The organism is Klebsiella pasteurii (assembly GCF_018139045.1).
Lineage (GTDB): Bacteria > Pseudomonadota > Gammaproteobacteria > Enterobacterales > Enterobacteriaceae > Klebsiella > Klebsiella grimontii.
Genome location: NZ_CP073236.1, coordinates 2,847,226 through 2,861,145, shown reverse-complemented (window position 1 = coordinate 2,861,145; position 13,920 = coordinate 2,847,226). Strand labels below are relative to the sequence as shown.

General features: G+C 61.9%; 17 protein-coding genes and 3 tRNA genes. 17 read left to right on the top strand and 3 right to left on the bottom strand.

What is annotated here, in order from left to right; all coding sequences use genetic code 11:
* Positions 1 to 8: 8 nt before the first annotated feature.
* The 17 genes from KCG39_RS13395 (at position 9) to cobT (ending at position 13,453) form a co-directional block, all read left to right on the top strand.
* On the top strand, positions 9 to 641 hold the full coding sequence (locus KCG39_RS13395) for a cobalt-precorrin-8 methylmutase (protein ID WP_004124485.1): 633 nt from the start codon (positions 9 to 11) through the stop codon (positions 639 to 641).
* The gene (cbiD, locus tag KCG39_RS13390; RefSeq protein WP_004124482.1) at positions 638 to 1,777 is read left to right on the top strand and encodes a cobalt-precorrin-5B (C(1))-methyltransferase CbiD; all 1,140 of its coding nucleotides are present in this window, start codon (positions 638 to 640) and stop codon (positions 1,775 to 1,777) included. The genes KCG39_RS13395 and cbiD overlap by 4 nt, the downstream gene beginning before the upstream one ends.
* A complete protein-coding gene (locus KCG39_RS13385; protein WP_004124479.1) occupies positions 1,771 to 2,376 on the top strand; it encodes a cobalt-precorrin-7 (C(5))-methyltransferase in 606 nt (201 codons plus the stop codon). Before cbiD ends, KCG39_RS13385 begins: the two co-directional genes overlap by 7 nt.
* On the top strand, positions 2,366 to 2,935 hold the full coding sequence (locus KCG39_RS13380; protein WP_004124476.1) for a decarboxylating cobalt-precorrin-6B (C(15))-methyltransferase: 570 nt from the start codon (positions 2,366 to 2,368) through the stop codon (positions 2,933 to 2,935). The genes KCG39_RS13385 and KCG39_RS13380 overlap by 11 nt, the downstream gene beginning before the upstream one ends.
* Entirely contained in the window at positions 2,928 to 3,701 is a 774-nt protein-coding gene (locus tag KCG39_RS13375) for a cobalt-precorrin-4 methyltransferase (protein ID WP_004124472.1), read from the top strand. Before KCG39_RS13380 ends, KCG39_RS13375 begins: the two co-directional genes overlap by 8 nt.
* Complete coding sequence (gene cbiG / locus KCG39_RS13370) at positions 3,682 to 4,737, top strand: cobalt-precorrin 5A hydrolase (RefSeq protein ID WP_123828862.1); 1,056 nt, start codon at positions 3,682 to 3,684, stop codon at positions 4,735 to 4,737. Before KCG39_RS13375 ends, cbiG begins: the two co-directional genes overlap by 20 nt.
* Positions 4,737 to 5,462, top strand: coding sequence for a precorrin-3B C(17)-methyltransferase (locus tag KCG39_RS13365; protein ID WP_004124467.1), 726 nt, complete (start codon positions 4,737 to 4,739; stop codon positions 5,460 to 5,462). Before cbiG ends, KCG39_RS13365 begins: the two co-directional genes overlap by 1 nt.
* Positions 5,459 to 6,244, top strand: a complete 786-nt coding sequence (locus KCG39_RS13360; RefSeq protein WP_123828863.1) for a cobalt-precorrin-6A reductase — start codon at positions 5,459 to 5,461, stop codon at positions 6,242 to 6,244. The genes KCG39_RS13365 and KCG39_RS13360 overlap by 4 nt, the downstream gene beginning before the upstream one ends.
* A gap of 10 nt (positions 6,245 to 6,254) precedes the next feature.
* A complete protein-coding gene (gene cbiK, locus KCG39_RS13355; protein ID WP_004124462.1) occupies positions 6,255 to 7,049 on the top strand; it encodes a sirohydrochlorin cobaltochelatase in 795 nt (264 codons plus the stop codon).
* Positions 7,046 to 7,759, top strand: a complete 714-nt coding sequence (locus KCG39_RS13350) for a cobalt-factor II C(20)-methyltransferase (protein ID WP_049112532.1) — start codon at positions 7,046 to 7,048, stop codon at positions 7,757 to 7,759. The genes cbiK and KCG39_RS13350 overlap by 4 nt, the downstream gene beginning before the upstream one ends.
* Positions 7,756 to 8,493, top strand: a complete 738-nt coding sequence (gene cbiM, locus KCG39_RS13345) for a cobalt ECF transporter S component CbiM (RefSeq protein WP_004124457.1) — start codon at positions 7,756 to 7,758, stop codon at positions 8,491 to 8,493. Before KCG39_RS13350 ends, cbiM begins: the two co-directional genes overlap by 4 nt.
* A 1-nt stretch (position 8,494) precedes the next feature.
* Positions 8,495 to 8,776, top strand: coding sequence for an energy-coupling factor ABC transporter substrate-binding protein (locus tag KCG39_RS13340; RefSeq protein WP_004124454.1), 282 nt, complete (start codon positions 8,495 to 8,497; stop codon positions 8,774 to 8,776).
* Positions 8,763 to 9,440: an energy-coupling factor ABC transporter transmembrane protein gene (locus tag KCG39_RS13335; RefSeq protein ID WP_004124452.1), complete on the top strand. Its 678-nt coding sequence runs from the start codon at positions 8,763 to 8,765 to the stop codon at positions 9,438 to 9,440. The genes KCG39_RS13340 and KCG39_RS13335 overlap by 14 nt, the downstream gene beginning before the upstream one ends.
* 8 nt (positions 9,441 to 9,448) lie before the next feature.
* On the top strand, positions 9,449 to 10,264 hold the full coding sequence (locus tag KCG39_RS13330) for an energy-coupling factor ABC transporter ATP-binding protein (protein ID WP_004124450.1): 816 nt from the start codon (positions 9,449 to 9,451) through the stop codon (positions 10,262 to 10,264).
* On the top strand, positions 10,261 to 11,784 hold the full coding sequence (locus KCG39_RS13325; protein ID WP_004124447.1) for a cobyric acid synthase: 1,524 nt from the start codon (positions 10,261 to 10,263) through the stop codon (positions 11,782 to 11,784). The genes KCG39_RS13330 and KCG39_RS13325 overlap by 4 nt, the downstream gene beginning before the upstream one ends.
* The gene (gene cobU, locus KCG39_RS13320) at positions 11,778 to 12,323 is read left to right on the top strand and encodes a bifunctional adenosylcobinamide kinase/adenosylcobinamide-phosphate guanylyltransferase (RefSeq protein ID WP_004124443.1); all 546 of its coding nucleotides are present in this window, start codon (positions 11,778 to 11,780) and stop codon (positions 12,321 to 12,323) included. Before KCG39_RS13325 ends, cobU begins: the two co-directional genes overlap by 7 nt.
* A 74-nt stretch (positions 12,324 to 12,397) precedes the next feature.
* Positions 12,398 to 13,453: a nicotinate-nucleotide--dimethylbenzimidazole phosphoribosyltransferase gene (cobT, locus tag KCG39_RS13315; RefSeq protein ID WP_087829893.1), complete on the top strand. Its 1,056-nt coding sequence runs from the start codon at positions 12,398 to 12,400 to the stop codon at positions 13,451 to 13,453.
* A gap of 99 nt (positions 13,454 to 13,552) precedes the next feature.
* Here cobT and KCG39_RS13310 read toward each other — a convergent pair.
* The 3 genes from KCG39_RS13310 to KCG39_RS13300 all read right to left on the bottom strand — a co-directional run bounded on the left by KCG39_RS13310 (position 13,553) and on the right by KCG39_RS13300 (position 13,874).
* A tRNA-Met gene (locus tag KCG39_RS13310) sits at positions 13,553 to 13,629 on the bottom strand.
* Positions 13,630 to 13,673: 44 nt separating this feature from the next.
* Positions 13,674 to 13,750 (bottom strand) — tRNA-Met (locus KCG39_RS13305).
* 47 nt (positions 13,751 to 13,797) lie between these two features.
* A tRNA-Met gene (locus tag KCG39_RS13300) sits at positions 13,798 to 13,874 on the bottom strand.
* Positions 13,875 to 13,920 lie beyond the last annotated feature (46 nt).

Sequence of the window (13,920 nt, the reverse complement as noted above, 5' to 3'; positions counted from 1 at the left end):
ACAAATGAATGCACTATATCCAGCAACCGCAGGCGATTGAGGCGAAAAGCTTCGACATTATTGGCGACATTATTGCGCAGACCCGCCCGGACTACCGCTTTGCCAGCCCGCTGCACGAAGCCATTATCAAGCGGGTGATCCACACCACCGCCGATTTTGACTGGCTGGATATCCTGTGGTTTTCGCCCGACGTGCTTCCGCGCTTAAGCGCCGCCCTGAGCCATCCCTGCACGCTTTATACCGATACCACCATGGCCCTTTCCGGAATCAATAAAACTCTGCTGGCGAAATTCGGCGGCGAGTGCCGCTGCTATATCAGCGATCCGCGGGTGGTGGCGGAGGCCAAAGCGCAGGGGATGACCCGCTCGATGGCGGCGGTCGATATCGCGGTCGCCGAAGAGGGCGAGAAGGTGTTTGTTTTTGGCAATGCGCCCACCGCACTGTTTCGTCTGCTGGAGCATGACGTCGCGGTCAACGGCGTGATCGGCGTGCCGGTCGGTTTCGTCGGCGCGGCGGAGTCGAAAGAGGCCCTGACGCAGAGCGGCCTGCCGGGCATCGCCGCGCTGGGTCGTAAAGGCGGCAGCAACGTCGCCGCCGCCATCGTCAACGCCATTTTGTACCACCTGCAGGGGGCGCGATGAGCGAGCAATCCTTTGACGCCCCGGTGTGGCACAACGGCAAGGCGCTGCGCAAAGGCTATACCACCGGATCCTGCGCGACGGCGGCAGCCAAGGTCGCGGCGCTGATGGTGATGCGCCAGCATCTGATTCATCAGGTCTCCATTGTCACCCCTTCCGGCGTCACCCTGTGCCTTAACGTCGAGTCGCCGCACGTTGAAGGGCAGCAGGCGATCGCCGCCATTCGTAAAGACGGCGGCGACGATGTTGACGCCACCCACGGGATGCTGATTTTTGCCCGCGTGACGCTCGACGATTCCGGCGAGATTATCCTGCGCGGCGGCGAAGGTGTCGGCACGGTCACCCGCAAAGGAATCGGCCTGCCCATCGGCAGCCCGGCGATTAACCGTACCCCGCGCCACACTATTGAGTCGGCGGTGCGCGAAGCGATTGGCCCGTCGCGCGGAGCCGAAGTCGAGATTTTCGCCCCGGAAGGCGAGGCGCGGGCGCAGAAAACCTATAACTCGCGGCTCGGGATCCTGGGCGGCATCTCGATTATCGGCACCACCGGTATCGTGACGCCGATGTCGGAGGAGAGCTGGAAGCGTTCGCTATCGCTGGAGCTGGAAATTAAGCGCGCGGCGGGGCTGGAGCGGGTGGTGCTGGTGCCGGGCAACCACGGCGAGCGCTTCGTCCGCGAGCAGATGGGTATTGATGCGCAGGTGGTGGTCACCATGAGCAACTTCGTCGGCTACATGATTGAAGAGGCCGTGCGCCTCGGGTTCCGCCAGATTGTGCTGATCGGCCACCCTGGCAAGCTGATTAAAGTCGCCGCCGGGATCTTCCACACCCACAGCCATATCGCCGATGCGCGGATGGAAACCCTGGTCGCGCATCTGGCGCTGCTGGGCGCGCCGCTGGCGCTTCTGCAGCTGGTGAGCGAATGCGATACCACCGAAGCGGCGATGGAGCACATCGACGCGTACGGTTTTCAGCATATCTATCACCATCTTGCCGAACGCATCTGCCTGCGGGTGACGCAGATGCTGCGCTTTACCAAAGCGCCGCCCGTCTGCGACGCCATCATGTTCTCCTTTGATAACAAGGTCCTCGGCAGCAATCGGCCGATCGCCGAGATTGCGCGGGAGATGTCATGTTAACGGTCGTTGGCATGGGCCCGTCGGGCCTGCATCTGATGACGCCGGCGGCGCGGGACGCGGTCGCCAGTGCGGACGCGCTGGTGGGCGGCAAGCGGCATTTGCAGCAGTTCCCTGAGTTTGACGGCGAACGGTTTGCGCTGGGGGCCAATATCGCCGAACTGCTGGAATGGCTCGGCGAGCGTGACGCGCAGAAGGTGGTGGTGCTGGCCTCCGGCGACCCGCTGTTTTACGGCATCGGTACGCGGCTGATAGCCCACTTTGGCATCGAGCGCGTGCGCATTATCCCCGGCATCAGCGCGGTGCAGTATCTCTGCGCGAAGGCTGGTATCGATATGAACGATATCTGGCTGACCAGCAGCCACGGGCGGGAGGTCTGTTTTGATGAGCTGGCGCGCCAGCGCAAGGTGGCGATGGTGACCGACGGGCGCTGCGGGCCGCGGGAAATCGCCGCCCAGCTGGCGGCGCGGGGAAAAGGGTATCGCTGGATGGTGATTGGCGAAAATCTGGCGATGGATAACGAGCGGATCCGCTGGCTACCGGTCAGTGAGGTCAACGGTGAATATGAGATGAACGCGGTGGTGATCCTCGATGAAAGATGAGCTTTTTCTGCGCGGCGAGAAGGTGCCGATGACCAAAGAGGCGGTTCGCGCGCTGGCGCTGGCCAAACTTGAACTGCACCGGGCAAGCCACCTGATTGATATCGGCGCCGGTACCGGCAGCGTGTCGATTGAGGCGGCGCTGCAGTACCCCTCGCTGCAGGTAACGGCGATCGAACGCAATCCCGCGGCCCTGCAGCTGCTGGACGAAAACCGCCAGCATTTCGCCTGCGGCAACATTGAGATCCTGCCCGGCGAAGCGCCGATGGTGATGACCGAGCGGGCCGACGCCATATTTATGGGCGGCAGCGGCGGCCGCCTCGACGAGCTTATTGACTGGTCGTGGCAGCAGCTCTACCCCGGCGGTCGTCTGGTAATGACCTTTATCCTCCAGGAGAACCTGAATGCCGCTCTCGACTATCTGCGGCTGAAGGGAATCGAACAGGTTGATTGCCTGCAGCTGAACGTTTCAGCGCTGACCACGCTGGGCAGCGGCCACTATTTCAAACCGAATAATCCCGTTTTTGTTATCGCCTGTCAGAAGGAAGAAAACCATGGCTGAGACATTTGATCCCCGTAGTGTGTGGTTCGTTGGCGCAGGGCCGGGCGACCGTGAACTGATTACCCTCAAGGGGTACCGTTTGCTTCAGCAGGCCCAGGTGGTGATCTACGCCGGGTCGCTGATTAACACCGAGCTGCTGGAGTACTGTCCTCCTGGCGCCGAGTGTCACGACAGCGCCGAACTGCATCTGGAGCAAATTCTCGACCTGATGGAAGCCGGGGTTAACGCCGGGAAAACGGTGGTGCGTTTACAGACCGGAGACGTGTCGCTGTACGGCTCGGTACGCGAGCAGGGCGAAGAGCTGACTAAACGCGGCATCGACTGGCAGGTGGTGCCGGGCGTCAGCGCGTTTCTCGGCGCCGCGGCGGAGCTGGGGGTCGAATACACCGTCCCGGAAGTCTCCCAGAGCCTGATTATTACCCGCCTCGAAGGGCGCACGCCGGTGCCGGAGCGTGAGCAGCTTGAGTCGTTTGCCAGCCACCAGACCTCGATGGCGATTTACCTCTCTGTGCAGCGTATTCATCGGGTGGCGGAGCGCCTGATTGAAGGCGGTTACCCGGCAACCACGCCGGTGGCGGTGATCTATAAAGCGACCTGGCCGGAAAGCCAGACCGTACGCGGCACCCTGGCGGATATCGGCGACAAGGTGCGCGAGGCGGGGATCCGCAAAACGGCGCTCATTCTGGTCGGGAATTTCCTGGGCTCTGAGTATCACTACTCAAAACTCTACGCGGCGGACTTTAGCCATGAATACCGTAAAGCCTGAATCGATTGCGCTTTTCTGCCTGACCCCAGGCGGCGTCCGGCTGGCGAAACGGCTGGCGGCGATGCTGCCGTTAACCTGTTTTACCAGCGAGAAGCTGCTGGAGGAGGGGTTTCTTCCCTTTGAAAACGGTTTTGCCAGCGCCGCGCGCGAGGCCTTCAGCAGCTATTCGGCGCTGATCTTCATCGGCGCCACCGGGATCGCGGTACGCGTGCTGGCCCCGCTGGTGAATGACAAGTTTAGCGACCCGGCGGTGGTGGTGATTGACGAGCGCGGCCAGCACGTTATTAGCCTGCTTTCCGGCCATGCGGGCGGCGCGAATGCCCTGAGCCGCTATCTGGCCGGGATGCTCGGCGCCGACCCGGTGATCACCACCGCCACCGACGTCAACGAGATGGCGGCGCTGGATACCCTGGCGTTCCAGCTTAATGCCCGAATGGTCGACTTCCGCGCGGCGGTGAAAACCGTCAACCAGATGCTGGTCAGCCATCAACGCGTCGGCCTGTGGTGGGACGACGAGCTGGATGAAGACGTCAGCCGCTGCGACCGGCGCGGGTTTATTACCGTGACCGATCTGCACCAGCTTCCCGAGCTGGACGCGCTGGTCTGCGTCACCCTGCGCAACGAACTGCCGGCGATCGCCGTGCCGCACTGGAAGCTGGTGCCGCAGCGGGTAGTCGCCGGAATTGGCTGCCGTCGCGATACGCCATTCCCGCTGTTAGCGGCGCTGCTGGCGCGCCAGCTTGAGGCGCAGCGCCTCGATCCGCTGGCGCTGAAAGCCATCGGCAGCGTCACGCTGAAGAAACACGAACAGGGGCTGATTCAGCTGGCCTCCTGCTGCCGCGTGCCGTTTGAAACCTTTACCGCTGATGCGCTGCGCGAGCATGAGCATCACTTTCCCGCTTCATCGTTCGTCAGAAACACCGTCGGCGTGGGGAGCGTATCCGGCCCGGCGGCCTGGCTGCTGAGCCATGGACAACTGTTGGGCGAAACCCTGCGCGAACAGGGCGTCACTATTACTTTGGGAGTTTCACACTGATGTTAAGCGTAATCGGAATCGGCCCTGGCTCGCAGTCCATGATGACCATGGAGGCCATTGAAGCGCTGCAGGCGGCGGAAATCGTCGTTGGCTATAAAACATACACCCACCTGGTGAAAGCCTTTACCGGCGATAAGCAGGTGATCAAAACCGGGATGTGCAAAGAGATTGAGCGCTGCCAGGCGGCGATTGAGCTGGCGCAGGCCGGGCATAACGTGGCGCTGATCAGCAGCGGCGACGCCGGTATTTACGGCATGGCCGGACTGGTGCTTGAACTGGTCAGCAAGCAGAAGCTGGATGTGGAGGTTCGCCTGATCCCGGGGATGACCGCCAGCATCGCCGCCGCCTCGCTGCTGGGCGCGCCGCTGATGCACGACTTCTGCCATATCAGCCTCAGCGACCTGCTGACCCCGTGGCCGGTGATTGAAAAGCGCATTGTCGCCGCCGGGGAAGCCGACTTTGTGATCTGTTTTTACAACCCGCGCAGCCGCGGCCGCGAAGGGCATCTGGCGCGCGCTTTCGAGCTGCTGTCGGCCAGCAAAAGCGCGCAGACCCCGGTGGGGGTAGTGAAGTCCGCCGGACGTAAAAAGCAGGAGAAATGGCTGACCACCCTGGGGGAGATGGATTTTGAACCGGTCGATATGACCAGCCTGGTGATCGTCGGCAACAAAGCGACCTATATCCAGGATGGCCTGATGATCACGCCGCGGGGCTACGTGCTGTGAGCCACGGCGAGGTGCTGGTGATGGGGGGAACCAGCGACGCGCGGGCGCTGTGCCAACAGCTTGACGCGGCGCAGGTTCGCTACACCCTGTCGGTAGCGACGCCGACCGGCCAGCAGCTGGCGGGGGATATTCGCGGCCGGGTGCGCTGCGGGCGTCTTGAGCTGGAGGAGATGATCGCCTGGCTGAAGGCTAACCGGACCCGCTGGGTGATTGATGCCTCGCACCCCTACGCCGAAGCGGTGAGCCGCAATATCGTCCAGGCCTGCGAAATCGCCGGCGTGCTGCTGAGCCGCTATCAGCGCCCTGAGCAGCTGAGCGGCCTGACCCATCCGCTGCTCTATACCGTGGAGAGCATTGAACAGGCCTGCGAGGTCGCGCGGCGCTTCGGTCCGCGCGTGCTGCTCACAACGGGCAGCAAAGATCTGGCGCGCTGGCGGACGGGATTAGGCGAAAAAACGCTGCTGGCCCGTGTGTTGCCGGTAGCCGATGTCATCGCGCAGTGCGCCGCGCTGGGGTTTGGCGTTGGCGAGATCTTCGCCCTGTGCGGGCCGTTCAGCGCCGAGTTCAACGCCGCTTTCTACCGCCAGTGCCGGGCCGATGTGGTGATCACTAAGGCCTCCGGCGCCGAGGGCGGCTATCAGGAAAAAGTACAACCCTGTCTGGATGCCGGTATCCCCTGCATCGTGATTACGCGCCCGGCGCCGCTGGTGACCGGTGAAGAATTACTGGAAAGTCAGGCTGCCTTTGCCCGGCGCTTAGCGCGCTGGCTGGCCGCTGCTTAAGGAGTCAGAAATGAAAAAAGCGCTTCTGGTGGTCAGTTTTGGCACCAGCTATCCCGACACCTGTGAAAAGAACATCGTCGCCTGCGAGCGCGAGCTGGCGGCCAGCTGCCCGGACCGCGACATGTTTCGCGCCTTTACCTCCGGGATGATTATCCGCAAGCTCAAACAGCGCGACGGTATCGAGATTGATACGCCGCTGCAGGCGTTGCAGAAGCTGGCCGAGCAGGGCTACCAGGATGTGGCGATTCAGTCGCTGCACATTATCAACGGCGATGAGTATGAAAAGATCGTCCGCGAAGTGCAGAGCCTGCGCCCGCTGTTCCTCCGCCTGACGCTGGGGGCGCCGCTGCTGAGCAGCCATAACGATTACGTTCAGCTGATGCAGGCGCTGCGCCAGCAGATGCCGCCGCTTGCCGCCGATGAAACGGTGGTCTTTATGGGCCACGGCGCCAGCCATCACGCTTTCGCCGCCTACGCCTGCCTGGACCATATGATGACGGCGAAGGGATTTCCGGCGCGGGTCGGCGCGGTCGAAAGCTATCCGGAGGTCGATATTCTTATCGACAGCCTGCGCCGGCAGGGGGTGAAGGGCGTGCACCTGATGCCGCTGATGCTGGTGGCCGGCGATCACGCCATTAACGATATGGCCTCGGACGAAGAGGATTCCTGGAAAACGCTGTTCAACGCCGCCGGTATCACGGCGACGCCGTGGCTGAACGGGCTGGGAGAGAATCCGGCGGTGCGCGCGATGTTCGTCGCTCACCTGCAGCAGGCGCTGAGCCTGGCGATGGAGGAGGCGGCATGAGCGGCAAACTGTATGCCCTGAGCACCGGCCCCGGCGCCGCCGATCTGATCACCGTGCGCGCGGCGCGCGTGCTGGGCACGCTGGACATTCTCTACGCGCCCGCCGGACGTAAAGGCGGCGACAGCCTCGCGCTCTCCATCGTGCGCGAATATATCGGCGAGCAGACTGAAGTGCGCTGCTGCCATTTCCCGATGAGCGCCGACAGTGCGGAAAAAGAAGCGGTGTGGGACGAGGTCGCCGCCGCGCTGGTTGAGGAAGTGGCGGCGGGCAAGCAGGTCGGCTTTATTACCCTCGGCGACGCCATGCTGTTCAGTACCTGGGTGTTCTTACTCCAGCGCATCGGCTGCCCGGAGTGGCTGGAGATTGTACCCGGCGTCACCTCTTTCGCCGCCATTGCCGCGCGTTCAAAAACGCCGCTGGCCATGGAGCAGCAGTCGCTGGCGGTGATCTCCTGCACCGCGCCGGAAACGGAAATCGAACAGGCGCTGCGCCAGCATGAAAGCCTGGTGCTGATGAAAGTCTACGGACGCTTTCCCCGCATTAAAGCGCTGCTGGCGAAAAATGGCCTGCTGGATGCCGCCCTGATGATGTCCGAAGCCACGCTGCCGGGCGAGCAGTGCTGGCGTCATTTGGCTGAAGTCAGCGACGACCAGCCGCTGCCCTATTTCTCGACCATTCTGGTCAACAAACAGTGGGAGTATGCAGAATGAAACTTGAACAACAGCTAAAACAGCTGTCTTTCAGCGGGTTAGCTGCAGCGCTATTGCTGATAGTGGTGCCCGAAAAGGCTTTCGCGATGCACATCATGGAGGGGTTTTTACCGCCGATGTGGGCCCTGGCGTGGTGGCTGCTGTTTTTACCCTGCCTGTGGTACGGGCTGGTGCGCCTGCGCCGCATCGTGCAGGAAGATAACAACCAGAAGGTGCTGCTGGCGCTGTGCGGGGCGTTTATTTTTGTCCTCTCGGCGCTGAAAATTCCTTCCGTTACCGGCAGCTGCTCGCACCCGACCGGCGTCGGCCTGGCGGTGATTCTCTTCGGGCCTGGCGTGGTGGCGATCCTTGGCGCCATTGTGCTGCTGTTCCAGGCGCTGCTGCTGGCGCACGGCGGGCTGACAACGCTCGGCGCGAACGGCATGTCGATGGCGGTCATCGGGCCGGTGGTCGGCTATATGGTGTGGAAAATGGCCTGCCGCGCGGGCATTCGTCGCGATGTCGGGGTATTTCTCTGCGCCATGCTGGCGGATCTGGTGACTTACTTTGTCACCTCGGTCCAGCTCGGCGTGGCCTTCCCGGATCCGACCGCCGGCGCGACCGGATCGATCGTTAAGTTTATGGGGATCTTCTGCCTGACCCAGATCCCGATCGCCATTGCTGAAGGGCTGTTAACCGTCATGATCTACGACCAGTTGACCAAACGTCAGCTGATTACCGCACAGGGGCATTAACATGAAAAAGACGCTGATATTGTTAGCCATGGTGGTGGCGCTGGTGATCCTACCGTTCTTTATCAATCACGGCGGCGAGTTTGGCGGCTCGGACGGCGAGGCGGAGAGCCAGATTCAGGTGGTCGCGCCGCATTATGAGCCGTGGTTCCAGCCGCTGTATGAACCGGCAAGCGGGGAGATTGAGAGCCTGCTGTTTACGCTCCAGGGCTCGCTTGGCGCGGCGGTGATATTCTATATTCTGGGCTACAGCAAAGGCAGACAGCGCCGTGATGACCGGGTTTGACCGACTTAGCTATCAGAGCCGCTGGTTTCACGTCGCGCCGGAGCGCAAGTTCCTGTTCTGGCTGCTGCTGATGGGACTGGCCTTTACCCTGCCCCCGCTGGGGCAGGGTATCGAAATGGCGTTGATTGCCGCCTTAACCTGCTGGCTGCTGCGGGTCTCGCCGTGGCGCTGGTGCCGCTGGATGGCGCTGCCGTTTGGCTTCCTACTGATCGGCGTGCTGACCATTCTGTTAAGCGTCAGCCGCGATCCGCAGGATCTGCTGGTGAGCCTGCCGCTGGGCAGCGTCTGGCTGGGCATCACGTCGGAGGGGCTGACGACCGCCAATCAGACCTTCTGGCGCAGCCTGGCGGCGCTGGCGTCCACCTTCTGGCTGGTGCTGAATCTGCCGTTCCCGCAGCTTATTGTGCTGCTCAAGCGCGGGCGGGTGCCGCGGCTGCTGACCGAGCAAATCCTGCTGACCTGGCGCTTTATTTTTATTCTGTTAGACGAAGCGCTGGCGATTCACCGTGCGCAAACATTACGTTTTGGCTACCGTAGCGTGCCGAAGGGCTATCGTTCGCTGGCGATGCTTGTAGGGCTGCTGTTTACCCGGGTGATGATCCGCTACCAGCAGATGAGCACAACGCTGGATATCAAATTGTATCAGGGTGATTTTCACCTCTAAGGATAAGTATGCTTGCCACGACCGATCTCTGGTTTCGCTATCAGGACGAGCCGGTGCTGAAGGGGCTGACGCTGGATTTTTCCCATCACGCGGTGACCGGACTGGTGGGGGCGAACGGCTGCGGAAAATCGACGCTGTTTATGAACCTGAGCGGTCTGCTGCGCCCGCAGAGCGGGGCGGTGCTGTGGCAGGGAAATCCGCTGGACTACAGCAAGCGCGGCCTGCTGGCGCTGCGTCAGCAGGTGGCGACCGTTTTCCAGGACCCGGACCAGCAGATTTTCTATACCGATATCGACAGCGATATCGCCTTTAGCCTGCGTAACCTGGGAGTTGCGGAAGAGGAAATTGCCCGCCGGGTGGACGATGCCCTGACTCTCGTCGATGCCCAGGGGTTTCGTCACCAGCCGATTCAGTGCCTGAGCCACGGGCAGAAAAAGCGCGTGGCGATAGCCGGCGCGCTGGTGCTGCAGGCGCGCTATTTACTGCTCGACGAGCCTACGGCAGGGCTCGATCCTTCGGGACGCGCGCAGATGATCGACATCATTAAGCGTATTGCCGATCGGGGCAACCACGTGGCGATCTCCAGCCATGATATCGATCTGATCTATGAAGTCAGTGATGCGGTTTACGTGTTACGCCGCGGCGAAGTGCTGGCGCATGGCGAACCCGGCGAGGTGTTTGCCCGCAGCGAACTGATGGCCCAGGCCGGGCTAACCCAGCCGTGGCTGGTGAAGCTGCACGCGCAGCTCGGGCTGCCGCTGTGTAAAACCGAAGAAGAATTTTTTACGCGGATGCGAAGCAACGCGATGAAGGAGGCGTCATGACGCTGGCAATTATGTTACAGGGCACCGCTTCCGACGTCGGTAAAAGCGTGCTGGTCGCTGGGCTGTGTCGTATTTTTTATCAGGACGGGCAGCGCACCGCGCCGTTTAAATCGCAGAATATGGCGCTCAATTCCGGTATTACGCCGGATGGCAAAGAGATGGGCCGCGCGCAGATTTTCCAGGCCGAAGCGGCGGGGATCGCGCCGGACGTGCGCATGAACCCGGTGCTGCTTAAGCCGACCAGCGACCGCAAAGCGCAGGTGGTGCTGATGGGCAAGGTGGCGACCGATATGGACGCGGTGAGCTATCACGAATACAAGCCGCGCCTGCGCGAACAGATCCTCGCGGTCTATCATAGCCTGGCCGCCGAACATGACGTGCTGGTGCTGGAAGGGGCGGGCAGCCCGGCGGAGATCAACCTGCGCGATCGCGACATCGTCAATATGGGCATGGCCGAGATGGCCCAGTGCCCGGTGATCCTCGTGGCCGATATCGATCGCGGCGGCGTATTCGCCTCTATCTACGGCACCCTCGCGCTGCTGCACGACCACGAGCGCGCGCGGGTCAAAGGGGTGATTATCAATAAATTTCGCGGCGACGTGGCGCTGCTGTATTCCGGGATCGAGCAGATAGAAGCGCTCACCGGCGTCCCGGTACTCGGCGTGATGCCGTGGCTGGACGTCGATCTCGAAGATGAGGACGGCGTCGCGCTGCAAAAGGGCAAATATCTGCGCACCGACAGGCGCGACATTGAGATTGCCGTGGTTCAGCTACCGCACATCGCCAATTTTACCGATTTCAACGCGCTGGCGGCGCAGCCGGACGTCCGCGTCCGCTATGTTTGCCAGCCGCAGGAGCTGGCGGGCGTGGATATGGTGATCCTGCCGGGCAGTAAAAATACGCTTGGCGACCTGGGCTGGCTGCGCGAGAGCGGCATGGCGCACGCGGTGCTGCAGGCCCGGCATCGGGGCGTACCGGTGCTGGGGATCTGCGGCGGCTACCAGATGCTCGGCGAAACCATTATCGATGAGGTGGAGTCGGGGCTTGGCACGCAGCCGGGGCTGGGTTTGCTCAATACCGTCACCCACTTTGCGCACAGCAAAACGACCACCCAGGTGAGGGCGACCCTCGCTCCAGGGCTGCCGGCGTGGCTGGCGGCAACGGCGGGGCTGGCCGTACGCGGCTATGAGATCCATATGGGCGAAACTGAGCTGCGCGATGGCTGCCGTTCGCTGATGCAACTCCATAAAAATGGGCTGAGCGTAGCGGACGGCGCGGTCAGTGATGACGGCCTGGCGTTTGGCACCTATCTGCACGGCCTGTTTGATAGCGATGAATTTACCCGCGCGCTGGTTAACGGCCTGCGCCAGCGTAAAGGGCTGGCGGCGCTGGATAGCGATGTCGAATATGCGCAGTATAAATCCCGCCAGTTCGATCTGCTGGCCGACGCGATGCGCCAGCATATCGATATCGAAAAAATCTACGCCATCATGCGTCAACATCAGGAGCCCGTATGCTGACTTTAGTCACCGGCGGGGCGCGCAGCGGTAAAAGCCGTCATGCCGAAGCGCTGATCGCCCATGCGCCGCAGGTACTGTACATCGCTACCTCACAGATCTTTGATGACGAGATGGCGGCGAGGATCCAGCACCACCGCGATGGCAGGCCCGCACACTGGCGCACCGCCGAGCGCTGGCGGCAGCTTGATGAGCTGATAACGCCGGATATCGCCCCGGAAGAGGCGATTTTGCTGGAATGCATTACCACCATGGTGACCAACCTGCTGTTTGCGCTGGGCGGCGACAGCGCGCCGGACGATTGGGATTATGCGGCGATGGAGCGGGCGATCGACGCCGAAATCGACGTCCTGATCGCCGCCTGCCAGCGCTGTCCGGCCCGCGTGGTGCTGGTGACCAACGAAGTGGGGATGGGGATTGTGCCGGAGAATCGTCTGGCCCGCCATTTCCGCGACATCGCCGGGCGCGTCAATCAGCGCCTGGCGGCGGCGGCGGACGAGGTCTGGCTGGTGGTGTCGGGCATTGGTGTGAAAATCAAGTAAATCAGGCGCGCCGTACCGGGCGTTATTCTTCTTGCTGGCTCTGCCCTGAGCCAGCCAACATGACGAGAACCTCTATGCAAAGCTTAACCTCTCTACTGAGTGCGATCCCTGCGCCTGATGAAAAAGCGATGGCGCGCGCCCGGCTTCATATTGATGGTCTGCTGAAGCCGCCCGGAAGCCTTGGACGCCTTGAAGATCTTGCCGTGCAGCTGGCGGGCATGCCTGGCCTTGACGGCGTCCCGCAGGTGAAAAAGAAGGTGTTGCTGGTGATGTGCGCCGACCACGGCGTGTGGGACGAAGGGGTCGCCATCTCGCCAAAAGCGGTGACCGCGATTCAGGCGGCGAATATGACGCTGGGCAAAACCGGCGTTTGCGTACTGGCGGCGCAGGCGGGTGCGAAGGTGCACGTGATTGATGTCGGGATCGATGCCGAGCTTATTCCGGGCGTTATCAACATGCGCGTGGCGCGCGGCTGCGGCAATATCGCCGTCGGTCCGGCAATGCGCCGCGGCCAGGCGGAAGAGCTGCTGCTGGAGGTGATGCGCTATACGCGAGGGCTGGCGCAGGATGGCGTGACGCTGTTTGGCGTCGGGGAGCTCGGAATGGCCAATACCACCCCGGCGGCGGCGATTGTCAGCGTTCTGACCGGTAGCGATGCCCAGGAGGTGGTCGGGATTGGCGCTAATCTGCCGTTGGCGAAAGTCGCTAACAAAGTGGAGGTGGTGCGTCGGGCAATTGCCGTCAATCGACCCGACCCGAATGATGGCCTGGATGTACTGGCGAAAGTGGGCGGTTTTGATTTATTGGGGATGACGGGCGTGATGCTGGGCGCGGCCTCCTGCGGCCTGCCGGTGGTGCTCGATGGCTTTCTCTCCTACGCGGCGGCGCTGGCGGCGTGCCGAATTGCGCCGGAAGTGAAACCCTATCTGATCCCGTCCCACTATTCGGCAGAGAAGGGCGCGCGTACGGCGCTGATGCATCTCGAACTGGAGCCCTACCTGAATATGGGGATGCGCCTGGGCGAAGGCAGCGGCGCGGCGCTGGCGATGCCGATCGTTGAAGCAGCCTGCGCGATGTACCACGAGATGGGCATGCTGGCGGCGAGCAATATTGTGTTGCCGAAGGGCTGAGAAAGGGCTGGGGAGCGGCGCTGCGCCGTTCCCTGAATCACATGGAAGATTTTGCGGAACGCAGAAACAAAAAAACACCCTTGAGGGTGTTTATGATGTTGGTTGCGGGGGCCGGATTTGAACCGACGACCTTCGGGTTATGAGCCCGACGAGCTACCAGGCTGCTCCACCCCGCGTCCGTCTTTACTCTTCATCGAGTAAACTTGCATCAGATTTTAATTGGTTGCGGGGGCCGGATTTGAACCGACGACCTTCGGGTTATGAGCCCGACGAGCTACCAGGCTGCTCCACCCCGCGTCCGTCATTACTCTTCCATCGAGTAACGTTACTTCTCTGATTTTAATTGGTTGCGGGGGCCAGATTTGAACTGACGACCTTCGGGTTATGAGCCCGACGAGCTACCAGGCTGCTCCACCCCGCGTCCGTGGAAGCGCACTATACTCCGCTAACGTTTTGATGCAACCCTT